Annotated in this window: 25 protein-coding genes; 21 read left to right on the top strand and 4 right to left on the bottom strand. The window is 61.0% G+C overall.

Annotation, left to right across the window (positions count from 1 at the left end; translation table 11 throughout):
• Positions 1-19 precede the first annotated feature (19 nt).
• From AC4FS3_RS03170 to AC4FS3_RS03150, 5 genes are all read left to right on the top strand, one after another.
• The gene (locus AC4FS3_RS03170) at positions 20-2005 is read left to right on the top strand and encodes a conjugal transfer protein TraG (RefSeq protein ID WP_491019344.1); all 1986 of its coding nucleotides are present in this window, start codon (positions 20-22) and stop codon (positions 2003-2005) included.
• A 2-nt stretch (positions 2006-2007) separates the two neighbouring features.
• Positions 2008-2469 carry a CopG family transcriptional regulator gene (locus AC4FS3_RS03165; protein WP_491019343.1) on the top strand — a complete coding sequence of 154 codons (462 nt, stop codon included), beginning with the start codon at positions 2008-2010 and terminating at the stop codon, positions 2467-2469.
• A 177-nt stretch (positions 2470-2646) separates the two neighbouring features.
• A complete protein-coding gene (locus tag AC4FS3_RS03160; RefSeq protein WP_491019342.1) occupies positions 2647-3111 on the top strand; it encodes a hypothetical protein in 465 nt (154 codons plus the stop codon).
• A 266-nt stretch (positions 3112-3377) separates the two neighbouring features.
• Positions 3378-3731, top strand: coding sequence for a helix-turn-helix domain-containing protein (locus AC4FS3_RS03155; protein ID WP_491019341.1), 354 nt, complete (start codon positions 3378-3380; stop codon positions 3729-3731).
• Positions 3731-5035: a type II toxin-antitoxin system HipA family toxin gene (locus tag AC4FS3_RS03150; RefSeq protein ID WP_491019340.1), complete on the top strand. Its 1305-nt coding sequence runs from the start codon at positions 3731-3733 to the stop codon at positions 5033-5035. The genes AC4FS3_RS03155 and AC4FS3_RS03150 overlap by 1 nt, the downstream gene beginning before the upstream one ends.
• A gap of 11 nt (positions 5036-5046) precedes the next feature.
• Here the strand turns inward: AC4FS3_RS03150 and AC4FS3_RS03145 are convergent, their stop codons facing one another.
• On the bottom strand, positions 5047-6288 hold the full coding sequence (locus AC4FS3_RS03145; RefSeq protein WP_491019339.1) for a type II toxin-antitoxin system HipA family toxin: 1242 nt from the start codon (positions 6286-6288) through the stop codon (positions 5047-5049).
• A complete protein-coding gene (locus AC4FS3_RS03140; RefSeq protein WP_491019338.1) occupies positions 6281-6946 on the bottom strand; it encodes a helix-turn-helix domain-containing protein in 666 nt (221 codons plus the stop codon). Before AC4FS3_RS03140 ends, AC4FS3_RS03145 begins: the two co-directional genes overlap by 8 nt.
• Before the next feature lie 319 nt (positions 6947-7265).
• Between AC4FS3_RS03140 and trbB the strand changes: the two genes are divergently transcribed.
• From trbB to AC4FS3_RS03085, 11 genes are read left to right on the top strand one after another with little or no spacing between them, the layout of a single operon-like run.
• On the top strand, positions 7266-8219 hold the full coding sequence (gene trbB / locus AC4FS3_RS03135; RefSeq protein ID WP_491019337.1) for a P-type conjugative transfer ATPase TrbB: 954 nt from the start codon (positions 7266-7268) through the stop codon (positions 8217-8219).
• Complete coding sequence (locus tag AC4FS3_RS03130; protein WP_491019336.1) at positions 8216-8548, top strand: TrbC/VirB2 family type IV secretion system protein; 333 nt, start codon at positions 8216-8218, stop codon at positions 8546-8548. Before trbB ends, AC4FS3_RS03130 begins: the two co-directional genes overlap by 4 nt.
• The gene (locus AC4FS3_RS03125) at positions 8548-8829 is read left to right on the top strand and encodes a VirB3 family type IV secretion system protein (protein ID WP_491019335.1); all 282 of its coding nucleotides are present in this window, start codon (positions 8548-8550) and stop codon (positions 8827-8829) included. The genes AC4FS3_RS03130 and AC4FS3_RS03125 overlap by 1 nt, the downstream gene beginning before the upstream one ends.
• Positions 8830-8845: 16 nt before the next feature.
• Positions 8846-11389, top strand: coding sequence for a conjugal transfer protein TrbE (gene trbE / locus AC4FS3_RS03120; RefSeq protein ID WP_491019334.1), 2544 nt, complete (start codon positions 8846-8848; stop codon positions 11387-11389).
• Positions 11386-12162 carry a P-type conjugative transfer protein TrbJ gene (trbJ, locus tag AC4FS3_RS03115; RefSeq protein ID WP_491019333.1) on the top strand — a complete coding sequence of 259 codons (777 nt, stop codon included), beginning with the start codon at positions 11386-11388 and terminating at the stop codon, positions 12160-12162. The genes trbE and trbJ overlap by 4 nt, the downstream gene beginning before the upstream one ends.
• A 17-nt stretch (positions 12163-12179) precedes the next feature.
• Complete coding sequence (gene trbK-alt / locus AC4FS3_RS03110) at positions 12180-12467, top strand: putative entry exclusion protein TrbK-alt (RefSeq protein ID WP_491019332.1); 288 nt, start codon at positions 12180-12182, stop codon at positions 12465-12467.
• Between the two features lie 3 nt (positions 12468-12470).
• Positions 12471-13772: a P-type conjugative transfer protein TrbL gene (gene trbL, locus AC4FS3_RS03105; RefSeq protein WP_491019331.1), complete on the top strand. Its 1302-nt coding sequence runs from the start codon at positions 12471-12473 to the stop codon at positions 13770-13772.
• Positions 13773-13774: 2 nt separating this feature from the next.
• Positions 13775-14464, top strand: a complete 690-nt coding sequence (trbF, locus tag AC4FS3_RS03100) for a conjugal transfer protein TrbF (protein WP_491019330.1) — start codon at positions 13775-13777, stop codon at positions 14462-14464.
• Positions 14461-15465 (top strand): P-type conjugative transfer protein TrbG, encoded by a 1005-nt coding sequence (gene trbG / locus AC4FS3_RS03095; protein ID WP_491019329.1) that lies wholly within the window; start codon positions 14461-14463, stop codon positions 15463-15465. The genes trbF and trbG overlap by 4 nt, the downstream gene beginning before the upstream one ends.
• Positions 15462-16625, top strand: a complete 1164-nt coding sequence (locus AC4FS3_RS03090) for a TraB/TrbI/VirB10 family type IV secretion system protein (RefSeq protein ID WP_491019328.1) — start codon at positions 15462-15464, stop codon at positions 16623-16625. The genes trbG and AC4FS3_RS03090 overlap by 4 nt, the downstream gene beginning before the upstream one ends.
• Position 16626: 1 nt before the next feature.
• On the top strand, positions 16627-16884 hold the full coding sequence (locus AC4FS3_RS03085) for a DUF2274 domain-containing protein (protein ID WP_491019327.1): 258 nt from the start codon (positions 16627-16629) through the stop codon (positions 16882-16884).
• 10 nt (positions 16885-16894) lie between these two features.
• Here the strand turns inward: AC4FS3_RS03085 and AC4FS3_RS03080 are convergent, their stop codons facing one another.
• Positions 16895-17854 (bottom strand): LysR family transcriptional regulator, encoded by a 960-nt coding sequence (locus tag AC4FS3_RS03080; protein ID WP_491019326.1) that lies wholly within the window; start codon positions 17852-17854, stop codon positions 16895-16897.
• A gap of 175 nt (positions 17855-18029) precedes the next feature.
• Positions 18030-18590 carry a recombinase family protein gene (locus AC4FS3_RS03075; protein ID WP_491019325.1) on the bottom strand — a complete coding sequence of 187 codons (561 nt, stop codon included), beginning with the start codon at positions 18588-18590 and terminating at the stop codon, positions 18030-18032.
• A 330-nt stretch (positions 18591-18920) separates the two neighbouring features.
• Here AC4FS3_RS03075 and AC4FS3_RS03070 point away from each other — a divergent pair, with 330 nt between their 5' ends.
• From AC4FS3_RS03070 to AC4FS3_RS03050, 5 genes are all read left to right on the top strand, one after another.
• Positions 18921-19532 (top strand): hypothetical protein, encoded by a 612-nt coding sequence (locus AC4FS3_RS03070; RefSeq protein WP_491019324.1) that lies wholly within the window; start codon positions 18921-18923, stop codon positions 19530-19532.
• The gene (locus tag AC4FS3_RS03065; RefSeq protein ID WP_233093119.1) at positions 19513-19908 is read left to right on the top strand and encodes a helix-turn-helix domain-containing protein; all 396 of its coding nucleotides are present in this window, start codon (positions 19513-19515) and stop codon (positions 19906-19908) included. The genes AC4FS3_RS03070 and AC4FS3_RS03065 overlap by 20 nt, the downstream gene beginning before the upstream one ends.
• Before the next feature lie 1226 nt (positions 19909-21134).
• A complete protein-coding gene (locus tag AC4FS3_RS03060; RefSeq protein ID WP_491019323.1) occupies positions 21135-23627 on the top strand; it encodes an autotransporter outer membrane beta-barrel domain-containing protein in 2493 nt (830 codons plus the stop codon).
• Between the two features lie 74 nt (positions 23628-23701).
• Complete coding sequence (locus AC4FS3_RS03055) at positions 23702-24799, top strand: glycosyltransferase (protein ID WP_491019322.1); 1098 nt, start codon at positions 23702-23704, stop codon at positions 24797-24799.
• Positions 24800-24839: 40 nt separating this feature from the next.
• On the top strand, positions 24840-25376 hold the full coding sequence (locus AC4FS3_RS03050; RefSeq protein WP_491019321.1) for an invasion associated locus B family protein: 537 nt from the start codon (positions 24840-24842) through the stop codon (positions 25374-25376).
• Positions 25377-25412: the final 36 nt, after the last annotated feature.

The following is a 25412-nucleotide window of genomic DNA, read 5'->3' as shown; positions in this document are numbered from 1 at the left end:
CCACCTGAAAGGAGCAGCCATGTCCGCGACCAGGATCCTTTGGGGGCAGATCATCACCGTGTTTCTGATCGTCCTCGTCACCACATGGGCGGGGACGCAATATGTCGCCTGGAAACTCGGCTTCCAGCCCCAGCTTGGCCCGCCCTGGTTCACGCTCTTGGGGTGGCCGATCTACTATCCTCCGGCGCTTTTCTGGTGGTGGTATTTTTACGATGCCTATGCGCCAGCGATCTTCATGCAAGGCGGGATCATCTCGGTTTCTGGCGGGTTCATGGCGATCATCGTCGCCATTGGTATGTCCGTCTGGCGGGCCCGGGAGGCGAAGAATGTCGCGACCTATGGCTCTGCCCGTTGGGCAGAGACCGCAGAAGTGCGCGGCGCCGGACTTTTAGAGCCCGACGGTGTGGTGCTCGGAAAATACGACCGTGACTATCTGCGCCACGATGGGCCCGAGCATGTACTGTGCTTTGCCCCGACCCGCTCTGGCAAGGGGGTGGGGCTGGTCGTGCCAACGCTGCTGACCTGGCCTGGCTCTGCCATCGTCCATGACATCAAGGGCGAGAACTGGGGGCTGACTGCAGGCTTTCGGCAAAAGCATGGCCGCGTGCTGATCTTCGATCCGACCAATGCAGCATCATCTGCCTACAATCCGCTTCTGGAAGTGCGTCGGGGAGAGTGGGAGGTTCGCGATGTGCAGAACATCGCCGATATCCTCGTTGATCCCGAAGGCAGCCTCGAGAAGCGTAACCATTGGGAAAAGACAAGCCACGCGCTGCTGGTGGGAGCGATCCTGCATGTCCTTTACGCCGAAAAGGAAAAGACGCTGGCCGGCGTTGCGGCGTTCCTGTCCGATCCCGCGCGACCGATCGAGGCCACACTTGCGGCCATGATGGCGACCAGTCATCTGGGCGAGGCTGGGCCGCATCCCGTGATCGCCAGCGCCGCGCGCGAGCTCTTCAACAAATCCGACAACGAGCGTTCCGGGGTTTTATCGACGGCGATGTCGTTCCTGGGGCTCTACCGGGATCCTGTCGTGGCCGAGGTGACCCGCCGCTGCGACTGGCGCATTGCAGATCTGGTTGGTGGGCGCGATCCGGTGACGCTCTATCTGGTCGTGCCGCCTTCTGACATCAACCGCACCAAGCCGCTGATCCGCCTGCTCCTTAACCAGATCGGCCGAAGGCTGACCGAGGATCTTACGGAGAAGGGGGCGCGGCACAGGCTCCTGCTGATGCTCGATGAGTTTCCGGCCCTTGGGCGGCTGGATTTCTTCGAGTCTGCGCTTGCCTTCATGGCTGGCTACGGGATGAAGAGCTTCCTGATCGCCCAGTCTCTCAACCAGATCGAAAAGGCCTATGGGCCGAACAACTCGATCCTCGACAATTGTCATGTTCGGGTGAGCTTCGCCACGAATGACGAGCGCACAGCCAAACGGGTCTCCGATGCCCTTGGGACCGCGACCGAGATGAAGGCGATGAAGAACTATGCCGGTCACCGGCTGTCGCCCTGGCTCGGGCATCTGATGGTTTCGAGGTCGGAAACCGCACGTCAGCTCCTGACCCCGGGTGAGATCATGCAGCTTCCGCCCTCGGAGGAAATTGTCATGGTCGCCGGTATTCCGCCCATTCGGGCAAAGAAGGCCCGCTACTATGAAGACCCCAGGCTGACCGAACGCTTGCTCCCGGCCCCTGCACCGAAGCCACCAGATGCTGCGCGACCTGATGACTGGACGGCCTTGCCACTGCCTGCGCGGCCTGTGATCGACGTCGGTCGGACGCAGGACAGATCTGACAGGGAAGACCCCACCGACTCTGAGCGCCGCTATCAGCCGGAACTGAACCGGGCGAAACCTGACCGGAAGCCCAAGCCCGCGATCAACGAATTCGAACCTGAACTGGCGGATGAGACCGATGACGAAGCCGCGCAGAACCGCCGCCTGGTCAGGGTGATGCGTGGGGTTGCCCGTCAGGTCGCCATGGATCCCAATGACAACATGGATCTTTGACCATGGCCCTTCGCACAAAGAAGACGCAGATTTCCGTCTATCTCGCGCCCGATGTGATGGCGATGTTGTCAGACTATGCCGCCCGACGCGGCTTGTCGCAGTCCATGATCACCGAAGCTGCGGTTGCATCGTTCCTGTCACCGGATGCGGCTGACAGGCGTGAGGCGGCTACCGCCAAGCGCCTTGATCAGCTGGACCGCCGGCTCGGCCGGCTTGAGCGCGACCTCGGTATCTCGGTGGAATCCCTTGCGATCTTCATCCGTTTCTGGCTGGGCGCGACGCCCGCCTTGCCTGAGCCGGATGCCGCTGCGGCGCGCGCAAAAGCCGGGGAGCGCTATGATACCTTCGTTTCGGCACTTGGGCGGCGGTTGGCACGAGGACCCTTGCTGCGCCAGGAGATCGCAGAAGATATCGCCGCCGCGGATGGGGCTGGAGATACATGCCAGGCTGCCCCTGAGCCATGAAGCAGTGGAGGGACAGAGGCCGGACTTTGTTCCGCTATGGCGCCTCGATTATCGGTGCTTTGCGCAGGGAGCACTACCCTTTGCCCCTATGGAACAGCTGCCGGGCAGGTTTCGGCTTTATCTCGGCATAAGGTCTGAATACCCCGATCCGTTCATGTATGAACTCGGAGGATTGAAATGATTGATGGTGATCAGAGGTTCGCGCAGCGCCGCGCTGAGGCCAATGAACGTGCTCTTCAGGCCTTGGGGAAGATGCTCAAGGGGCTTAGCGGGGTTGTCATCCTGTTTGCCTCTGCCGCCGCTATACTGCTGAAGCTTCTGGCTGACAGCCAGGCTCAGCCGGAACTTCAGCGGCTGCAGTTGAGTATCTTCATCATGGGCATGTTTGTGTTTCTCGGGATTTCCATCGGCTGGTTCATGTTCTGGATCAAGGAAATGGTCGATGATGCTGCGAAACACAGCGAGGGGCGCTGGCAATCGATCGGCTGGCAAACTGGCAAGACGGTGACCGCGATTGCGTTCATGCTGCCGATTGCACTGGTTTCCTGGGGTGTGTTCGACCGGTTTCAGGAGTTCTCGAATTCCCTCAAGGCGTTCGAGGTACATACGTTCCAGAGGATCGAGGCAGGGGCTGACAGGTAGCAGGGTGCCCCAAGCACTTACAATGCATACAGGAGGGGCAGATCAGCCGTGTTGCCTGAGGGGGGTCTGGCCATCTGTGACGGAAGCGGTTGGAATGCTGGTTTGGATTTTCTGACTATAATTATTAACTATGCGTATAAGCATCTTAATACGAAAAATATCCACTTAAGATAGCGTATATGCTTTGTTATTGTTCTTTCCTTGGCGTTGCATTAGTGAAGCATATCTGCTATGTTGTCGGAGTTTCTCTCGTCAGGTTAGCAGATATGATTGACTATGAAGAAGCGTCTTTGCTCCCTGTGCCGATCCTGCGGCGTGAGTTGGGGGGGCGACTTGAGGCATACCGGTTGTCGCGCAATCTGCGGCAGGCCGATGTTGCTGCCGAGGCGGGAATTCACGTTACCAGCCTGTCACGACTGGAGCGAGGCCAGGCCGCCACGGTGGATACTCTCATCCGTGTTCTGAAAGCGCTCGGGTGTGCGGAACGTCTGGAGATGCTTGTGCCTGATGCGAAGCTCAACCCCCTTGATCCGAAGTCGGCGAATCCGCAGGGCAGGCGTCGTGCGCGCCCCCGGGAAGAGGGAGATGATGAACCCTGGGCTTGGGGGGAGGAGCCGTAATGGTCGTGCGGGCTACAGTCCGGCTCTGGGAGCGGGAGATCGGAGCAGTCGTCTGGAATGCGGAGCGCAAGCTCGGCATTTTCGAGTACACGCCTGCCTTCGTGGGGTCAGCTATCCAGATTTGCCCAGTGACAATGCCGCTCAGAACCGGCCCTTACGATTTTCCGGCCCTGGCGCGCGAGACGTTCAAGGGGCTGCCGGGTTTGCTGTCGGACAGCCTGCCTGACAAGTTCGGAAACCTTCTGATCAATGCGTGGCTGGCGCGAGAGGGACGCCTGCCGGATTCAATGAATCCGGTGGAGCGGCTTTGCTATACCGGTACACGCGGTATGGGTGCGCTGGAGTTCCAGCCGTCGACCCTGCCGCGCCGCACCAGAACGCGCGCCGTCGATATTGAGGGCATGGTAGAGCTTGCCAATCTTGTATTGCGCAACAGGGGGGCATTGCAGGGGCAACTGGGCGGCCGGAATGATGAGGAAGACCTTTCGGAGATCCTCAGGATCGGTACGTCCGCAGGCGGTGCCCGGGCAAAGGCTGTTCTCGCCTGGAACGAGGCTACCGGCGAGTTCAGATCGGGGCAGCTTGCTGCCGATCCGGCCTATACCTACTGGCTGATGAAATTCGATGGCGTGTCCGGGAATGGCGACAAGGAGCTCGCGGATCCGCAGGGGTTCGGGCGTATTGAATATGCGTGCTATCTCGTTGCCACCGCTGCCGGTGTGAACATGATGCGCTGTCGCCTGCATGAGGAGGGCGGCCGGGCGCACTTTATGACAGAGCGTTTTGATCGCAAGCCAGGCGGAGAGAAGTTGCACATGCTCTCGCTTGGGGGGATGTGTCACTACGATTTCAATCTGCCGCGAGCCTACTCCTATGAGCAGGCCATCCAGACCTTGCGGCGCATCGGTGCGCCGCGCGAAGACATCGAGCAACAGGTTCGGCGTGCCTTCCTCAATATCGTTTTGCGAAATCAGGATGATCATGTGAAGAATATCGCATTCCTCATGGACAAGCGCGGCCGTTGGCGGCTCTCGCCCGCCTTCGATGTCTGCTACGCGTATAATCCGACTGGTGAGTGGACCAGTCAGCACCAGATGAGCCTGAACGGCAAAACGGATGGGTTTGGCATGGCGGATCTGCTGAGCTTCGCTGAGTACGCTGATATCAAGCCAGCCCGCGCGCGAGAAATCCACGCTGAGGTCCGTAGTGCAGTCCTCGACTGGGGTCAGCATGCTGAAAAAGCCGGGGTAGATGTGCTGCAGGCAAGGAAGATCCGCGGGGCGTTCAGGCTCAGCCTGATATAGTGTGGCTGGGTTCAACTCATCAGGTTAATGATGGGCAGCCCTCGAAGGTGCTCGTCAATGCTCCTGCGGACCTCCGATCCCATCGGCAGATGAGGCTTCTCGGCGGACCAGCGTTCCATGAACAGGGCGACCGTTTCCCGAGCCGTGTTGAGGACGGATCTGTATGGTAATGCGGCTTTTGCCGACAGATGCTCAAGCTCGTCGGCCGTGAACGCGGTAAAGTCCTTGCTGCGGCTGAAGTTCAGTGCGGCCTGATCGCCGGGGATGTAAGGGATGGTCGAGACCAGATCATAGGCAGGTGAGAGCCGCGCATTGCGGTCATCGGGGTAGATCAGCGACCAGTTCTTCAGGTGCATGTCACCGTTGCCGATCAGCGTGTTGAAGGTCAGGCGCCGAATGAACTCCATAGAGTCGGCCAGGCCTGCCTCAGCTGCGAGAACGGTCGCGATGTTGCGATAGCTGGCGGTCCTGTACTTGTCGTCGGGATAGACGTCGAAAACCTGGGCGAAGTCCTCGATCTGCACGGAAGACCCGTCGCGCCTGCGGTCAAAGCGCTCGATGATGAAGGCTTTCGGGCCAATATTTTCCATGCCTCGGGGGAGGTTCGAGATCGCTCCGACGTCGACAAGATCGATGGCCGGGGTATCTATGCCGACCATCCTTGCGAGCGTCATCATCGAGAACTCGTTCTCCGGTACCCCGGCGAATTCACGAGATGGCAGTTTGACGATCCAGTCACCGCCGACGCCACGGGCAGGCACCGTCAGGCGGCCCGTGCCATCTGCCACAGCCGAGAATTTCAACTGGACGCCCGCCAGAGAAAAGCGCAGCGCATTCTGTGCTGCATCGCGGGCGGCTCGACCGTCCTCGATACTGTCCGGGTCATATTGCGGCGGCCAGAGCGCGCCATCCATGGCCTCAACTGTCAGCGCCCCGGGGAGATCCTTGCCGAGGGCCTGCAGAAGCAGGAACTCGCGATCGCTGTGAATGTGGGCCTTGTCCGCCAGATAGTGCCGCAGATGCCCCTCCGGCAGCAGGTTGGAAAAGAAGGGCATGAGTTTCATCTTGTAGGGACGAAACTCGGTGATCAGATCCCCAAACCTGTCCTTGAAGCGCAGCCCGAGAGTGGGGCGTGCCGGATCCGCGATATAGGCGTCGGAAAAGGCGAACAGGGAGCGCTCGCCACCGATATAGGTCATCGTGCCGATGCTGCGTCCGTGGAGGCGAACGTCAAGTATGGACAGATCAGTCATCTGTCTCGTCCAGTGACCAGGCCGGCCGGGGTTCCGGGGATGCGTTATCGCCCGGTTGTCCATGGGTTTCGCGGTTTCTGATCTCGCGCATCAGATCCAGGCTGTGGGGGAGGGCGCGTCTCGCACGGGCCGGATCACCGATCTGCTCGATCAGCGCGCGCAATTTGCGCAGCTCCGAGACTTCCATCGAACTGTCAGGGAGCCGTTGCAGGTCACTCAGTCCGCGGCGCAACTCGTCCAGCCCGATCAATTCGGGTTCCCGGATTTGCAATCCACGCAGGGTCTCTGAAAGCTGCTCGAATGCGCGCCGGATCTCCACAAGATCGCCGCCGCCCTGCCGCAAGGCTGAGGCGCTCAGAGAGCGGATGGCAGGCATGGCTTTGCGCTGCGCCAATACCAGCTCAAGATCGAGAGCAGAGGCCAGAGCTGTCAGGCTGGACAGGCGCAGGTCCAGGTCACCAGCTTCGATACGCGAAATCCGCCCTTGGGAAATCCCCGAAAGGGCACTCAGCTCCCTTTGGCTGAGGCCTTTACCCTGCCGGGCGGCCTGGATCTGGCGGGCGATTTGTTCGACTGCGTAGTCCATTTGATGCTCATTTAGACATCTATACCTAGAAAAGATATCTTTAATGGTATCAATTTTGACGAAGATCCGCAAGTGATGATATTTAAATTGGTATCACTTTGATGAATTGATATTTTATTGGGTATCAAGCTAGGGGTGGTTGATCAAGCGCAGTCCGTAAAGACAGGGCTGACACCTCCTCAGCGACTGTCTGTGCTTCAGCGTCCCTTACGCTACAGCCTGTCTTTCTACGCCAGCACCCTACTACGTCTTGAATGCTGTTGCGCAGCCACCTTCTGCCCTTCTCTTAGTCATCCCCATCCGGGGTGTGTTGTCACGAGTTGCCCGGTTGAACGGGGACGAGATGGCAGGCTCAGGCAGCATTGAGGCAAGCAGGCAGCGGGGCGCGCGGATGCTCCGGAGCGCGATCGGGCCTGCCATTTCCGCGTATCTGCAGGATCCGGGCGTCATCGAGGTGATGCTGAACCCGGACGGGCGGATCTGGGTGGACCGGCTCTCGGAGGGTCTTGCTGATACCGGTGAGCGCCTCTCGCCCGAGGATGGCGAGCGTATCGTGCGGCTGGTCGCGCATCATGTCGGTGCCGAGGTCCACGCCAGGAACCCACGCGTCTCGGCAGAACTGCCCGAGAGCGGAGAGCGGTTCGAGGGCCTGCTGCCGCCGGTGGTGACCGCCGCCTCATTCGCGATCCGCAAGCCTGCCGTCGCGGTCTTCACGCTCGACGACTACGTCACTGCCGGGATCATGACCCGGGTGCAGGCCGAGGCGCTGCGGTTGGGCGTCGCCACCCACGCCAATATCCTCGTCGCAGGCGGTACCTCAACCGGCAAGACCACCCTGACCAATGCGCTGCTGGCCGAGGTCGCGAAGACCTCGGACCGGGTCATCATCATCGAAGACACCCGCGAGCTGCAATGCGCGGCCCCGAACCTCGTCGCCATGCGGACCAAAGACGGCGTCGCCACGCTCTCCGACCTGGTGCGCTCGTCGCTGCGCCTGCGCCCCGACCGTATCCCGGTCGGCGAGGTGCGCGGCGCTGAAGCGCTGGACCTGCTCAAAGCCTGGGGCACTGGCCATCCCGGCGGTATCGGCACCATCCATGCCGGATCAGGCATCGGGGCGCTGCGCCGCCTCGAACAACTGATCCAGGAAGCGGTGGTCACCCTGCCGCGCGCCCTGATCGCCGAGACCATCGATCTGGTCGCCGTCCTCGCCGGGCGTGGCAGCAACCGCCGCCTTGTCGAGCTTGCCCGGGTCGAGGGCCTGGGTCCGGACGGCGACTACCGGGTCATCAGCACCGACTTTCCACCCGAAACCTCCAGTTCAGAACAGGGAGATCCCGCATGATCCGTCATGCCTTCACCATCCGCCGCCACATCGCCAGTGCTGTGGCCTTCGGCTATGTCAGCCTCCTGCTGGCCCCCGCCGCCCATGCGGCCGGCTCCTCCATGCCCTGGGAAGCGCCGCTGCAGTCGATCCTGCAATCGGTCGAAGGCCCGGTCGCCAAGATCGTCGCGGTGATCATCATCATCGTCACCGGGTTGACGCTGGCCTTCGGCGATACCGGCGGCGGCTTCCGGCGGCTGATCCAGATCGTCTTCGGTATCTCCATCGCCTTCGCGGCATCGAGCTTCTTCCTGAGCTTCTTCAGCTTCGGTGGCGGGGCGCTGATCTGATGACGGGTCAGTTGGAGCAACATGACGTCGTGCCTGGCTATTCCGTTCCGGTCCACCGGGCGCTGACCGAGCAGATCCTGCTCGGCGGCGCACCGCGCTCCATCGCCATCCTGAACGGCACGCTGGCCGGGGCCGTCGGCCTCGGTCTGCAGCTCTGGCTCGGCGGCCTGCTGATCTGGGCCGTCGGCCATATGGCCGCGGTATGGGCCGCAAAGCGCGATCCGCTCTTTGCCGAGGTCGGGCGCAGGCATCTGCGCCTGCCCGGACATCTCATGGTCTGACCGGAGGCTTTCCCCGATGATGAACCTCGCCGAGTATCGCCGCCATGCCGCGCATCTTGCCGATTATCTACCTTGGGCGGCGCTGACCGCGCCTGGTGTGGTGCTGAACAAGGATGGCAGTTTTCAGCGTACGGCGACGTTCCGGGGACCGGATTTGGACTCCGCCGTTGCCGCAGAACTGGTCGCCGTGGCCGGGCGGCTGAACAACGCCTTCCGCCGCCTCGGCTCCGGCTGGGCCATATTCGTCGAGGCGCAACGGTCCGAGGCCTCCACCTATCCGGCGAGCAGCTTCCCCGATCCGGCCTCCGCGCTGGTCGAGGCCGAGCGGCGGGCAGACTTCGAGGAAGAGGGGAGCCATTTCGTATCGGGATATTTCCTGACCTTTCTCTGGCTGCCCCCGGACGAGGAGGCCGCGCGCGCCGAGAGCTGGCTCTATGAGGGCCGCGAGACCTCGGGCGTGAACCCGCATGAGATACTGCGCGGCTTCATCGATCGCACCGACCGGGTGCTGGCGCTGATGGATGGCTTCATGCCCGAATGCCGCTGGCTCGACGATGCAGGGACGCTCACCTACCTGCATTCCACCATCTCGACCAACCGGCATCGGGTGCGTGTGCCGGAAGTGCCGATGTATCTCGACGCGCTGCTGGCGGATCAGCCGCTGGCAGGCGGGCTGGAGCCGCGCCTTGGCCCCGCCCATCTGCGGGTGCTGACGGTGACCGGTTTCCCGACCGCCACCACACCTGGGATCCTCGACGATCTGAACCGTCTCGCCTTTCCCTATCGTTGGTCGACCCGCGCGATCCTGATGGACAAGGTCGATGCGACAAAGATGGTCACGAAGATCCGCCGCCAGTGGTTCGCCAAGCGGAAGTCCATCGCCGCCATCCTGAAGGAGGTGATGACCAATGAGCAATCCGCCCTGGTCGACACCGATGCCGCCAACAAGGCGCTGGACGCCGATATGGCGCTGCAAGAACTCGGGGCCGACGTTGCGGGCATGGCCTGGGTCACCGCGACGATCACCGTATGGGACCATGACCCGCGTCTCGCCGACGAGAAGCTGCGTCTGATCGAGAAGGTGATCCAGGGCCGCGACTTCACCGCGATGATCGAGACCGTCAACGCCGTGGATGCCTGGCTCGGCTCTTTGCCCGGACATGCTTACGCCAATGTCCGCCAGCCGCCGGTCTCGACGCTCAACCTCGCCCATATGGTTCCCTCCAGTGCCGTATGGGCGGGTGCGGAACGGGACGAACACTTCAAAGGGCCTCCGCTTCTTTATGGCCGCACGGAAGGTTCCACCCCGTTCCGCTTCTCTCTTCATGTCGGCGATGTTGGTCATACGCTGGTGGTCGGCCCGACGGGCGCGGGCAAATCCGTGCTTCTCGCGCTGATGGCGCTGCAGTTCCGGCGCTATGCACGGTCGCAGATCTTCGCCTTCGATTTCGGAGGTTCGATCCGGGCCTCGGCGCTTGCGATGGGCGGCGACTGGCATGACCTCGGTGGCGGGCTGACCGACGGGGACGAGACCACGGTCGCACTGCAACCGCTGGCACGGATCCACGAAATCGCCGAGCGGGCCTGGGCTGCCGACTGGATTGCGGCGATCCTCGCCCGCGAGAGTATCGCGATCACCCCCGAGGTCCGGGAATATCTCTGGACGGCGCTGACCTCGCTGGCCTCGGCACCGGTGGGCGAGCGCACCATCACCGGTCTCTCGGTGCTGCTGCAATCCAACGATCTGAAGCAGGCGCTGCGGCCTTATTGCATAGGCGGAGCTTACGGCCGGCTTCTGGACGCCGAGGCCGAGCACCTGGGCAGCGCCTCGGTGCAGGCCTTCGAGATCGAGGGGCTGGTCGGCACCGGCGCGGCACCTGCCGTGCTGTCCTACCTCTTCCACCGCATAGGCGACCGGCTCGATGGACGCCCGACGCTGCTGATCATCGACGAGGGCTGGCTGGCGTTGGACGACGAGGGCTTTGCGGGCCAGTTGCGCGAATGGCTGAAGACGCTGCGGAAGAAGAACGCCTCGGTCATCTTCGCCACGCAATCGCTCTCGGATATCGACAATTCCGCCATCGCCCCGGCGATTATCGAATCCTGTCCGACACGGCTCCTTCTGCCCAATGAGCGGGCCATCGAGCCTCAGATCACCGCGATCTATCATCGCTTCGGGCTTAACGACCGGCAGATCGAGATCCTCGCCCGCGCCACACCGAAGCGCGACTACTACTGCCAGTCCCGGCGTGGCAACCGCCTGTTCGAGCTCGGTCTCAGCGAGGTTGGCCTCGCGCTCTGCGCCGCGTCTTCCAAATCCGATCAGAGCCTGATCGCCGAGATCCTCGCGGAGCACGGACGTGACGGCTTTCTTGCGGCATGGCTGCGGGCACGTGGCGTCGAATGGGCCGCTGATCTGATCCCGAACCTGACCAACCTTGTGCCCGAGGCTGAGGGGGAGGGGCAGGGTGCTGCCGTTGAGCCCAAGACTTTCGACACGAGGTTCGCAGACGACGTTCGCCCGGAAAACCTGACCAGCCAAGAGGAGATGATCCCATGAAACCCTTTGCAATGCCCCGATATCTTGTGGCCAGCAGTCTCGCACTCGCTGTGGCGGTCCCTCTGACCGTCGCGCCGCCGGTTGTGTCTCCGGCCCATGCCTTCTTGGGGGGACTTGGCAGGATCGTCTACGATCCGACCAACCATGCCGAAAACCTGCTGACGGCGGCCCGTACGCTGGAGCAGATCAACAACCAGATCACCCAGCTTCAGAACGAGGCTCAGATGTTGATCAATCAGGCACGCAATCTTGCAAGCCTGCCTTATTCCTCGCTCCAGCAATTGCAGGCCAATGTGCAACGGACCCAGGCTCTGCTGGGGCAGGCCCAGAGCATCGCCTTCGATGTCCAGCAGATCGATGCCATGTTCCAGCAAGACTATGGCGCCTTGCAGGCGACGGCACCCGATGCCGCCCTGATTGCCGATGCCCGCAGCCGCTGGGAGAATACCGTCGGCGGTCTGCAAGATGCCATGCGGGTGCAAGCAGGTGTCGTCGGCAATATCGACAGCAACCGTGCCGAAATGTCGGCGCTGGTCGGCGAGAGCCAGGGCGCAACGGGGGCGCTGCAGGCGACCCAGGCCGGGAACCAGCTTCTCGCTCTCCAGTCACAGCAACTTTCCGATCTGATTGCGGTCGTCTCGGCCAACGGGCGCGCAGAGATGCTCGGTGAGGCCGAGCGCGCAACGGCCGCTGAACAGGGGCGGATCCAGCGGGAACGCTTTCTGGCCCCCGGCGCGGGCTATCAGCCCGGCACCGCCCGCATGTTCAACTGAGCCAGCGGAGCACCGGGATGGAAGAAAAGCTGCTCGCACGGATCGCAGCCATCATATTCGTCGGATTGGCAATCACCGCCACGGTGGTGGGGATGTTGCGCGATGACGAGTCTGCGCCGGCATCTCTCTCCCCATCCCGGCAATCCCTCGCGGATCCGCTGCGTGAAGAACAAAGGCGCTGCCAGCGGCTTGGTGATGTAGCTGCCACCGATCCCGGCTGTCTCGCTGTCTGGGCTGAGACGCGTGATCGTTTTCTCGGGCGCGGCAGCGCATCGGCGAACCCGGCCAGTCTTGAAGGGCAATGAGCCATGGGCGGCACCGGCGTTATCGACAACTTCCTTGGCATCTTCACCTCCTATATCGACTCCGGCTTCGGACTGCTCGGTGGCGAAGTCGCCTTCATCGCGACCACGCTGATCGTCATCGATGTCACCCTGGCAGCTCTGTTCTGGGCGTGGGGCGCCGATGATGATGTCCTCGCGCGTCTGGTGAAGAAGACGCTCTTCGTCGGTGTCTTTGCTTATCTGATCTCGAACTGGAACAATCTGGCGCAGATCGTCTTCGACAGTTTCGCCGGTCTCGGGCTGATGGCCTCCGGCACGAGTTTTTCGCCCGCCGACCTTCTGCGGCCCGGGCGTGTTGCGCAGACGGGCCTTGATGCCGGCCGCCCACTCCTCGAGGCGATCTCCGACCTGATGGGCTTTGTCGCTTTCTTCGAGAACTTCATTCAGATCGCCTGCCTGATGTTTGCCTGGGTATTGGTCCTTCTGGCCTTCTTCATCCTTGCGGTGCAGCTCTTTGTCACCCTGATTGAGTTCAAGCTCACCACGCTGGCGGGTTTCGTGCTGATCCCCTTCGGATTATTCGGCAAGACTGCCTTCATGGCTGAGCGGGTGCTCGGCAATGTCATCTCCTCCGGCATCAAGGTGCTGGTTCTGGCCGTGATCATCGGCATTGGGTCGTCGCTCTTCGGCCAGTTCACCGCGGGTTTTGGAGGCGCAACGCCGACCATTGATGATGCCATGGCGATCGTGCTCGCGGCACTGTCGCTCCTCGGTCTCGGCATCTTCGGCCCCGGCATCGCCTCGGGTCTCGTTTCCGGCGGGCCGCAACTTGGTGCGGGCGCTGCCGTTGGTACAGGTTTGGCGGTTGGTGGTGCCGCACTGGCTACGGGCGGTGGCGCGATGATGGCATCACGCGGTGCCGGTGCAGCCGCACGCGGAGCTACTTCAGCAACAGGTGCTGCGTCAGGGGCCTACGCCCTTAACTCAGCAGGACAATCGGGCATGTCGGCCGTCGCTTCAGGTGCAGCCGGGATCGGCAAGGCCACAGGGCAGGCACTGGTATCGCCGCTGCGCCGTGCTGGTGCGAGCGTTGCGCAAAGCCACTCCGCAGGCGTCAAGGCGGCATTCACCGGAACCGGAGGCACGACAACCCAGGGCAGCCTCGGGGCCGGCCCCGGCGGCGGCGCATCTGACGCGGCCCCGGCCTGGGCGCAAGGCATACGTCGTAGCCAGTCACTGGGCCGGGGAACGCAGATCGCAGCTCAAGCGCTGCGCGCGGGTGACAACCATGGTGGTGGCGCTTCCGTCAAACTGGAGGACAGATAGACATGAACCTATTCAGGCGGCCAGCACCGCATTACGGCAAGACCCCGCAGCCGGAGACCCCCTATCAGAGGGCGGCGCAAGTCTGGGATGAGCGTATCGGCTCCGCCCGGCTCCAGGCACGGAACTGGCGCTACATGGCCTTTGGTGGTCTCTTTCTTTCTGCGGGATTTGCTGCCGCCCTGGTCTGGCAATCGGCGCGTGGTACGATCACGCCATGGGTCGTGGAAATCGACAGGCATGGCGAGGCGCGTGCGGTTGAGTCTGCGATTGCAGGCTACCAGCCGACGGATCCGCAGATCGCTTTCCATCTCGCGCGCTTTGTCGAGCAGGTGCGCGGTTTGCCGAGTGATCCGATCATCCTGCGCCAGAACTGGCTCAGGGCCTATGACTTCACGACTGATCGCGGTGCGATTTCCCTGAACGATTATGCGCGTGACAATGATCCGTTCACCAGGGTCGGCCAGCAGCAGATCTCGATCGAGGTCTCCTCTGTAATCCGCGCCTCGCCCGACAGCTTCCGCATCGCCTGGACCGAGCGCCACTATGAAGGAGGGCATCTGGCAAGGTCCGAGCGTTGGACCGCCATCCTTGGCATTGCCGTCCAGCAGCCGAGGGATGCAGAGCGGCTGCGGCTCAACCCCCTTGGCATTTACATCAATTCCATAAACTGGTCGCGGGAGATGAGCCAATGACCCTTCGTCTTTTTCCGCGCGTTATGGGGCAGCGCCATCGGGGCGGTGCCCTTCTCCTTCCGGCATTCCTGCTCACAGCCTGTGCCCGCAACGACATCCCCGAGATCACCTATGACGACGCTGTTCCGCCTTTGCCGGTGGTACGGGTCGCCACCGGCGAGTCTGCTCCGCGGCCGTTGCATGTACCGCCGGGCTGGACCCCGAGCCGGGGCGGGGTCGCCTCGGGAACCGCCGAGGGCAGGGTGACCAACGCCAATGTAGCGGCCCGGGTCGAGCCACGCCGTGAGGGATATTTCAACGCGATCCAGTTTTACCCCTGGTCCGAGGGGGCTCTCTATCAAGTCTATGCCGCCCCCGGCCAGATCACCACGATTGCGCTGGAGCCCGGGGAGAGCCTTACCGGCGCGGGGCCCATCGCTGCCGGCGACACGGCACGTTGGGTCATTGGCGACACCGAGAGTGGCGTGGGTCCAACCCGGCGTATCAATGTGCTGGTGAAACCCACGCGCCCGGACATCACCACCAACCTGGTCATCACTACGGATCGGCGGACCTATCTCATCGAGTTGCGTGCCAGCGAGACGACCTGGATGCCGGCCATTGCCTGGTCCTATCCCGCTCCGCCGCCCGGCAGCCGTGTGACTGCTCCCGCTGCGCCGATGATCCCGGCCGAGACGGCACGCAATTATCGCTATAGTCTTCAAGGAGACACCCCGCCTTGGCGTCCGGTCTCGGTCTTTGACGATGGCCGCCGGGTCTATGTCGTCTTCCCGCGCGGGATCATCCAGGGCGAGATGCCGCCTCTCTTCGTGCTGAACGCCGAAGGCGAGCCCGAGATCGTCAACAGCCGTGTCCATCGCAATGTCCTGATCGTTGATCGGCTGTTCGGTGCTGCAGAACTCCGGCTGGGAAGTGGTGAACGCCAGCAGACCGTCCGGATCCTTCGGACCGAGGGGCTGCGGGAGGCTGTGGCGGGGACCACAGGGGAGAGCCCGACATGAGCGCTGACGAGCAACAAGACTCTGGTCCGGTTGCAGCTCCTTCTGCCATGCGACTGCGCGCAGAGGCGCCGCGTGTCACCCGGATATCGCGCAAGGCCCTGATGACCCTTGGCATGATCGCGTGCGTCGGGATCGGTGGCGCGCTTATCTATGCGCTGCAAGGTCGGGAGAAAGGTGGCGCAGGGGAGGAACTGGTCTCGACTGATGGTCGCACGACGGCAGAAGGTCTTCAGGGTCTCCCTGGCAGCTATGGTGATGTGCCACTCCTTGGCCCGCCATTGCCGGGCGATCTTGGTGGTCCGATCCTGCGGGCACAGCAAGAGGGCAGGACTGTTCCAGTTGCGCCGGTGCCGATGACCGTGACGCCTGACCCTGAGGAGATGCGTCGGCTTGCCGAATTGGAGGCGGCCCGCACCAGTCAGATCTTCTTCCAGACGCGTCCTGGTTCTGGCGGATCAGCAATCAGCTTTGCGCCCGGAGCTATGCCAGGTCCGGTTGACGGGGCAGGGGGCGCGGGACCGGAAAATCCGAGGCAGGCTTTTCTGAATGCCGGGCCGGATCGGATGACGGTCGCGCCTGATCGGATCACTGCCCCGGCCTCACCCTATCTGCTTCAGGCTGGCTCGGTCATACCAGCAGCGTTGATTACCGGCATTCGCTCTGACTTGCCGGGGCAGATCACCGCCCAGGTGACCCAGAACGTCTACGACAGTCCGACAGGGGCTCTGCTGCTGATCCCGCAAGGCGCACGGATGATCGGTGAATATGATGATCGGATCGAGTTCGGGCAGCGGCGCGTGCTCCTTGTCTGGACCAGGATGATCTTCCCCAATGGCCGCTCTATTGTTCTGGAGCGGCTATCCGGTGCAGACGCTGCGGGGTACGCAGGTCTTGAGGATGGTGTCGATTATCACTGGGGTCAGGTGATGAAAGCGGCCGGCTTGGCTACCCTCCTGGCCGTCGGGGCGGAACTCGCGGCCGATGAGGAAGACCTGCTCGCCCGCGCGCTTCGTGACGGAGCGCAGGATACAATTAACCAGGTCGGCCAGAGGATCGTCGAGCGGCAGCTGCAGGTCGAGCCCACGCTGACGATCCGGCCAGGGTTCCCGGTGCGGGTCATGGTTACACGGGATTTAGTGCTTGAAGCCTATGGAGGCTGATATGACAAAGCTGAGGCTCGGTGCCATTCTTGAGGACAAGCCGTTGAAGGTCACGGTGGAAATCACGGCACAATTGCATCGTGATCTGACGGCCTATGCGGCTGCCCTGTCCCGAGAGACAGGACAAGTGATTTCCGACCCAGCAAGACTTGTCGTTCCGATGCTTGAACGTTTTATTGCAACGGATCGAGGATTTGCAAAGGCGCGAAAGATTCTGCGGGATTCGCAGGGTCATGGCGGCCGGAAGCCCGGTGGGTAATTTTCTGCCTTCATGTGGTCGATTTGGAATTTGACCTGACAAATGTTCGCAAGTTGCCGATAAACCTGCGGAGAGCGGGGTTGTCGCGCCTCGGTGACCACACGGCAAAGAGAGGAAGGACTTCCGAGGGCAGATTCAATGGTCGGAATGCGAGATTCTGCGCACGCACGTGGGTCCACCCCTCAGTGACGATCGAAATTCCCTCGTTCATCGCTACAAGATGCATGACGTCATCCAGTGGGAGGTCCTGAAAGACCACCTTTGGGCGTGTGGAGAAATCAGAGCCTCGTCTCATGATATAGCCATACACTTCCGGACCAGCCCCGCTACGGGGCAGAAGGAAGGTCTCGCCATGGATCGCTGGCCAGCTAAGTTCCGACTTCTCCGACAGCGGACTATTTTGGGAAAGTGCGACATGGATGCGCTCGTGACCCACCAGCTGCGAGTCAAAATCTTCTCCAATATCTTGGCCGGGTAGAAACAGGATATCGACTGCATTATTACGCAACGCCTCGATCTGTGTTTCGCGGCTTCCACTTTGAATCCGAAGAGAAAGCCGCGGATGCCTTTGCTTGAATGAATCTATGATGTTTCGAAGAATACCGCCAGCGAGGGTGGTCAATGTGCCAACTGACAGCCCTCCATGTTCACCTCTGCCCTCCTGAATTGCTGTTCTGATTCCTATGTCAAGGGATCTGATGCCTTGGGCTGCGCTTAGATTGAGTCGCTCCCCCGCGGGCGTCAGGTGCACCCCGCCGGAGTGACGCTCAAAAAGGGAAACACCTATACTATCCTCAAGCCGCCGGATTCGTCTGCTGATGGCTGACGGGGTTTCCCCCATGTGGCGAGCTGCTGCGGCAAAACTACTATGTCCTGCGGTAACCAGAAAACACTGAATCGACTTCAGATCGAGTTCCGTGCCTTGCGGAACGATTTTGGCCGAGGTCGGTGGGTATTCTCGCTTTAACATAAAATGCACTCCTGCAACTCTGCGCTGCGCGGTGCTGTCTCATCAAAGCCAATGGTAGAGTGTAACGGAAAGATGACCATGGCAATCGTGAACGTGCGAATCTGGGCCACATTTCCGGTCAACCGTGGATGTGCCCAGCCTCACCCTGGCCAACGAAGGCGGGCCATCTCCACTTTCACGCCGCGCCTCGGCGTATAGACTGCCTAAGCGTCCGGACGGTGACGTTGTAGCGGAGCGCAACCTTTGCGAGATCCTCGCCGTCGTTGAGGACGGCCCTGCGAGCGGTTTCAATTTCGGATTTGGAGAGTGCCGGTGGTCGACCTAGCCGTTGACCGTTGGCTTTGGCAGCTTCCATGCCTGCTCGCGTGCGCTCGCTGATCAGGGTTCGCTCGAACTCCGAAAGTGCTGCCATCATATGAAACACAAGTCTTCCGCCAGAACTGGAAGTGTCTATCGACTCAGTAAGTGACGAAAATTCAACGTCTCTTTTTCCCAAAGAATCAATAAGTTGGACGAGACCTATTAGCGAACGTCCGAGACGGTCGAGCCGCCATACGACCAGAGTGTCGCCGGGGCTGAGGCACTTCAAGGCACTGGATAGGCCCGGACGGCTTAGCGTTTTCCCCGATACCCCGTGGTCACAGAAGATCTTGGAGCAGCCCGCGCGCTTGAGCGCGAGCTTCTGAAGATCCATCCGCTGCTCTTCCGTCGAAACCCTTACGTATCCGATTTTCATAGTTCTTTCCGTTCAGTGCGCGCCACACCTTAGGGTTGCGGCGAAGACTTGGAAGTGCCTTGCGCCATTGTACTCCATAGAACGCCGCCTTGACCTAAAGGGCTCCTTTTTCGCCACAGCTGTGGCGCTGCACATCACGCATCATCTCCCCCATGTTTCGTTGGCTTTGACGAGAGATCACCGGCCATCAAATGTTCGGTAGCAAAAGGAGCCCTTTCTGCAGGTGACGGCTCGCCCGCAGATGGGGTGGGTGCCGTTTTGATTTCTACTGCCATAGCCTTCGTGGTCGCCGCATTTGCGGTGAGTAGTGGGGCCATTTGGACCTCTGCAGTGGCTCTCTATATCAGCGTGGGCGTTGTCACTCTGTTGATGCTCGGTTTTCGTCGCGCTTGGATTGTGCGCAGTGAGATAGCCGAAATATCCGCCCACCCAGATATCTGCAAATTGACGCCGCAACTGGAGGACCGTCTCTTTGCTGATGCGGAACGGATGATGTCTGCTCACCCTTCGGATCGTGGAGTTTCATTGGTTGTGGGGGCTGATGTCGAGCGCGTTTTGAGTTTCCAGAGGCATTTGCAGGACGTCGGGCTGTCCGCAATGAGTTGCTACCATTTTCCAGTCGCGTCTGATTGGCTTGATGATTTTCAGATGGACGAGGTTGCCGATGCTATCGATTTGGTGGTTGTGGATGCTGTGACCTCCGATGTGGGCCTCGTATCAGACTTCGTACGGCATCTTGTAGGTAATCACGAGCATCTAACCGTAGTTATCGTGGTTGGTTTTCCATCTGACGTTATTACTTCGCTTTCTGACATGGCGAGTTCTGGTCTGATTTCGTATGTGCCGGATAGCGGTGCCGCGATCAAGATGGCCGCTCTTAACATTATTGAATGTGCTGGCGAAGCTGAGCCGGATTTCCGTAATGGGTCCGGTTTTATATGATATGACACCTGGTGTTGAAATGAAGCCATATCTTCGTGAAATTGATCTGGCCGTTGGTCGAAATTTGAGAACTATTCGAAGATCTCGCGGCTTGAGTCAGAGGCAGGTTGCAGAAGCAATTGGCGTCACAATGCAGCAGTTTCAGAAATATGAAACCGCTGCAAATCGACTGTCTGTATCTCGGATGTTGTTGGTCGCTGATGTCCTGAATGCACACCCATCGGAGATTATTGGTGGGACATTTGAGGCGGCATTGGCTGAGTCAAAGCAGATTCACATGCAGATAATAGCTGATTCAATAGAGGCGGATCCGAAGAGGACGGTTCGCGCTTTGATTGATTTGTTTCAGGGGCTTGCAAATAGAGGGGCAGGCTGAGGTGTCACGGGGGATGTTCACACTTCGGTCGAGCATCATCGTTAGCGGAGAGCATTGGGCGTAGGCCCGGTTTGAAACCGGCCTTTGGCGAATCCGGCGATATTTCGCAAGTGCTGAAGGCCTAAAGGAGGAAAATTATGGCGGTGACCATAGTCGACAAGAGTGACGGCGCTCAGCGTGTCGTCGAATTGTCAAATATCGTCCTGGATGGGCGGAATACGGTAGGAAAGATGTCAAACTCAACACAAGATAAATCATATCACCGGATGGTGCGGGGCGGCCGACTGGTGAAATGGAAAGGCCGAGTGGCGAGCATTGCGCCCTTCGTTGCGGGTGTTGCTGTCGCTGCGACACTGGGAAGTGTCGCGACTTTCCTATCAGGCACCAGCGCAATTGCTGCGGAGTGCCTTGCAGCCAGTACTGGAGGGTACTCTGTTGGCACCGCTGCATACGGCGGGGTCACGAACTCGGCAAATTGTGAAATCAGCACTATCGCGCCGATTGTAGGAGCCGCAACGGGCGGCGCTGACCGCGCGATTTTTGTGCGCAACAGGACAGTTGCGGTTCTGAATGATTTATCGACCACACTCGACACCACAGGCAAAAACTGGTTCCTTGGCGCACTTGTTACGTCGGGGTCCCCAACCTCGTTGGGACATTTGGATGCATCTGACCATACGATTGACCTGACGATCATAAACTCTGGAACCAACATGAGATCCGGAGTCGATGCATCCGGGAACTCTCTGGCAGAGTTTGGCACTTTGAATGTTACGATGCACGATATACAGTCCAGCTTCTCTCTCAGCTCGTTCGAGAGCTATGGTGTCCTGGCAGGATCGTCGAACAATGCCGGAGAAACCGCGACTACCAATGGGTATTATTCGCGCGCAATATTTGACAACCTTAATATCGATATGACATCCCGAGGGACATTTAACCTTTTGGTTTCAGGGGTGCGGGTTATCCAAGGAGCCTGGAATAATTCGGGCGATGGGGCCTCTGGATACGTTGAGGTTAAAGATCGTCTTGTCATTGATCTAGAAACAACTAATGGATCCAATGACCTGATCGGGATATATGTTTCTGGAGGTGATTCTCAAGTCCACATCAACGACAGTGAAATCACCATTTCTGGTAACTCGTTTTCCCGCGCGAATGCTATACGCCTTGGGAAAACTGCAGCAGTTGGAACGGGTGTTGGCCAGCTGTATTCTAGCGGACGCATGGTTCTGGACACGACAGGCAGCAACCTGCAGGATGGCGCGATAGACATTATCTGGCAGGGTGCTCTACTGGACGCCAACGCCGATACATCCAGCACTGATATCCGATCCCGGGGTGCCGCAATTTCTGTCAGTGGCAACGCGGACCAGGCAACGGCCCAGACCGTAACTTCGTTCAACGATCTTGTGGCAACCACGACGTCGACCACTGCGGATCTTATCGAGGTCAGCACCGGCCAGAATGACTATCAGCTTCTTGTTCGGGGTGCGGGCAGCAATCTTACCGCGACATCCTCTGCCTACATCATCGATATTGCCGGCGGCGCGAGCAACGCCAGCCATGTCACGATGGACTTTTCTGAAGGCTATATGCAGGGTCTGACCCGCAAAACGGCGAGTTCAACCCTGGCCCTGAGCGTGAATGACGGTGCCTATTGGCAACTGGCGGCAGCCGGTTCGGGGCTGACTTCGACCTTCACGACGCTGAACCTGACCGCTTCACACCTGATCGGGCATAACAACGACGGAACGCTGGCGAATTACGTTCTTCAGGGCGATGTGATCAACACCCGCTCGGAGATCGATCTTTCCAACGATCTGGCCGGCGATGTTCTGACAATTGACGGCGATTACACGACAGGAGATGGCCTCTGGCTCTTTGATGCGGAACTGACCGGGACTGGGCTTGTCGCTGATGGCGGTAGCACGGTGTCGGATACGGCGAACATCACCGGCAGCACCATAGATCGGGGTGTGGACTGGGTCTGGGTGAACAATCTGGCGGTAGCAAACCCGACAGGTGAGGAGTCCTATCTGCTCATCGGGGTTGGCGGAGATTCTGCTGGCGAGTTCCTGCTTCAGCGCCGAGTTGTCAAAGGCGGTTACGAGTATCTGCTGAACAAACATGCCGACGGATCATGGTATCTGGAAAGCGTCAGTCTGACCGGTGAAACCGGGCCGACCGGCGCAACCGGGGCCACAGGCGAAACCGGTGCCACCGGCGCAACAGGGGCCACGGGCGAAACTGGTGCCACCGGCGCCACCGGGGCCACGGGCGAAACCGGGGCGACCGGCGCAACCGGGGCCACAGGCGAAACCGGGGCGACCGGCGCGACCGGGGCCACGGGCGAAACTGGTGCCACCGGCGCGACCGGGGCCACGGGCGAAACCGGGGCGACCGGCGCAACCGGGGCCACAGGCGAAACCGGGGCGACCGGCGCAACCGGGGCCACAGGCGAAACTGGGGCGACCGGCGCGACCGGGGCCACGGGCGAAACCGGGGCGACCGGCGCAACCGGGGCCACAGGCGAAACCGGGGCCACAGGCGAAACCGGGGCGACCGGCGCAACCGGGGCCACAGGCGAAACTGGGGCGACCGGCGCGACCGGGGCCACAGGCGAAACCGGTGCCACCGGCGCAACAGGGGCCACGGGCGAAACCGGGGCGACCGGCGAAACTGGTGCAACGGGTGACACCGGCGCAACCGGCGACACTGGTGCGACGGGCGATACCGGAGCAACGGGTGATACTGGCGCGACCGGCCCTGCCGGCGGTTCGGTGATCCGTCCCGAGGTTGGCTCCTATGCGGCAAACGCTCTCGGTGCGGCGACGATGTTCGACCATGGCTGGCGTGACCGCCAGGGCGCCATCCGCAGTCTCGACACGGATCAGACCCTCTGGCTGCGCTTCGGCGGCATCCATGGTTCGACCACCGGCGAAAGGGGTCAGCTCGAGACCGACTACGACCGTCTTACCCTGCACTTCGGTGCGGATCTGGCCCGTTGGAGCACAGACGGCAGGGACGAGATGGTCGTCGGTATCATGGCGGGCTACGGTAAGCAGGACAGCGATACCGTCTCGAACGTGACGGGCTACGCCTCCAGCGGCGAGGTCGAGGGCTATGCGCTCGGTCTCTATGGCACCTGGGTGCAAGACAGCTTCGAACGTCAGGGCTGGTATGTCGACAGCTGGCTTATGCTTGGTCGCTATGATGCTGAGGTCAGCAGCTTCGGCTTTGCGACCCAGAGCTATGACATCGACACGACCACGGTCTCGCTCGAGGCGGGTTATGCCTTCGATGTCTGGCGCTCGGACCGCTCCCGCGTCTGGCTGGAACCGCAGGCACAGCTGATCTGGGCCGATGTCGACGGCGGCAGCTTTGTCGATGACACCGGCACCAGGGTCAGCCTTGATGGCAACAGCCTGACCTCGCGGCTTGGTATCCGTGCCTCGCTGGAGGGGCTGCCTGACCAGAACAACGAACGCTCCATCGGCTTCGTTCAACTGGACTGGCTGCATGAGATCGAACGTCCCGATCTGACGCTCGACAGCTACAAGGCGTCTTACGGTGGCGAGGATGCCCTGCGTGTCGGCGTGGGCTACGAGCACCGATGGTCCGAGACCTCGCGTCTGAACCTTCAGCTCGACTACACCGGCGCCTCCGGCGGCGATGACAGTGTCGGGGCCAGCTTCGGCTTCAATTACAAGTTCTGAAGCCAGAGCCGACATGCGGCGGCGGGATATTGCGCCGCCGCTTCTGCTGCAATACCTTGTCGGAGACCCCGGGCGTGAAACTCTGCCTGAACATGATCGTGCGCGACGAAGCGGAGGTGATCCTCGAGACGCTCGAAAACCTGCTTGCGCATATCGATCTCGCGACCTGGGTCATTCACGACACCGGTTCTCGTGACAATACGCCGGCCCTGATTACGGATTTCTTTGCCCGTGCGGGGATCCCGGGTCGCTTGATCCACCGACCATGGGAGAGCTTTGGCGCCAACCGGCAATATGCGCTGGCAGATGCGCAGGGCCTTTCCGACTACGTTTTGTTCTTCGATGCCGACAGCCGCTTTGAAGGGCGTTTGCCGACACTTCCTGTCGATGCCGATGCGATGATGCTCAACACCCGGCGCGGTAGCACCCTCTATCCGTCGAAGCTGATTGTCCGCAACGATGGCAGCTTCCGGTGGCGCGGTGTGGTGCATGAGGGGCTTTACTTCCAGGGCCGGGGCGAAGAGCGCGTGCGCCATGTCGACGGCGATTATGCGCTGATCAACCAGAGTGCCGGTGCGCGTTCACGCGATCCGTCCACCTATTTCCGTGATGCCCGCGCGCTGGTTCAGGCCGTCGAGACGCTGCCCGCTGAGGATCAGGATCTGCTGCCGCGCTATACGTTCTACTGTGCCAATTCCTGGCGTGATGCCCATGCACCGCAGGAGGCGATCCCGTGGTATCGTAAACGTATCGCGCTTGGCGGGTGGAAGGATGAGGTCTGTCTGTCCTGGCTCGGGCTGGGGATCGAACTGACCAAGACCGGCGATCAGGACGGGGCGCTGCTTGCCTTCCTCTCTGGTCACGAGACCTGCCCTGACCGGGCGGAATGCCTGTATCAGGCTGCCAGGATGGAGCGGATGCGTGGACGTCCGCACCTCGGCCTTGTCTATGCCAGCGAAGGCCGCCGATGCCCGATGCCCGATGCAGGCCGACTCTTCGTCTGGCGCGATGTCTACCGCTACTGGCTGACCTTCGAGTTGCTGCTCTGCCTGAAAGATCTCGGGCGGCTCGACGAGGGAGCCAATGCCCTGCGGCAGATGCGGACCGCCAGGGCACCCGATCACCTCTACGCGCTGCTTGGACTGTCCCCGGACGGAACAGCGCCGCGCTAACACTGAAATGGCCCCTAATACCGGGCCGGAAAGGACCATCATGATCTCGCCGATCAAAGCCGTATTTGCCATGGCGATTGTCTGCCTGCCGTTTGCCGCGCAGGCACAGGATGCCGCTCCGGGGGCACCGGAAATGACGACCGCGACATACCGCGCGTGGACCCTGCGCTGCGCCACCGTTGCCGCCGAAAGTGCTCGCCCGATCTGCGAGGTTGCCCAAACCCTCAGTCTGACACCGGGCGGAAATCCAATCGCACAGGTCGCAATGGGGCGCGTTGCTGAGGATCAGTCGATGAAACTGGTTGTTCAGCTGCCGACCGGCGTCTGGCTACCAGGCAATGTCAGAATCGAGGCCCCAGATGGAGCTGCCCTTACAGCGATATTCACCGCCTGTGGCCACCTGTGCGCGGCGGAAGCGGCACCCGACGATGCCTTTGTCGCAACGCTGAAATCCGCAACCGAAGCCGCGACCCTGACCTTTTTCGACGGCGCACAGCGTCCCGTCGCGCTGGAAGTATCGCCCGATGGTCTGACTGCTGCACTGGCGGCCATGGAGGCCGGAAAGACCGTGAATTGAACGCGGCCAGCAAGATGTGAGGCTGAATGACGACGA

This window comes from Pseudogemmobacter sp. TB195 (genome assembly GCF_058313095.1).
The sequence above is the reverse complement of the archived record's forward strand: the minus strand, read 5'-3'. Positions and strand labels throughout refer to the sequence as shown.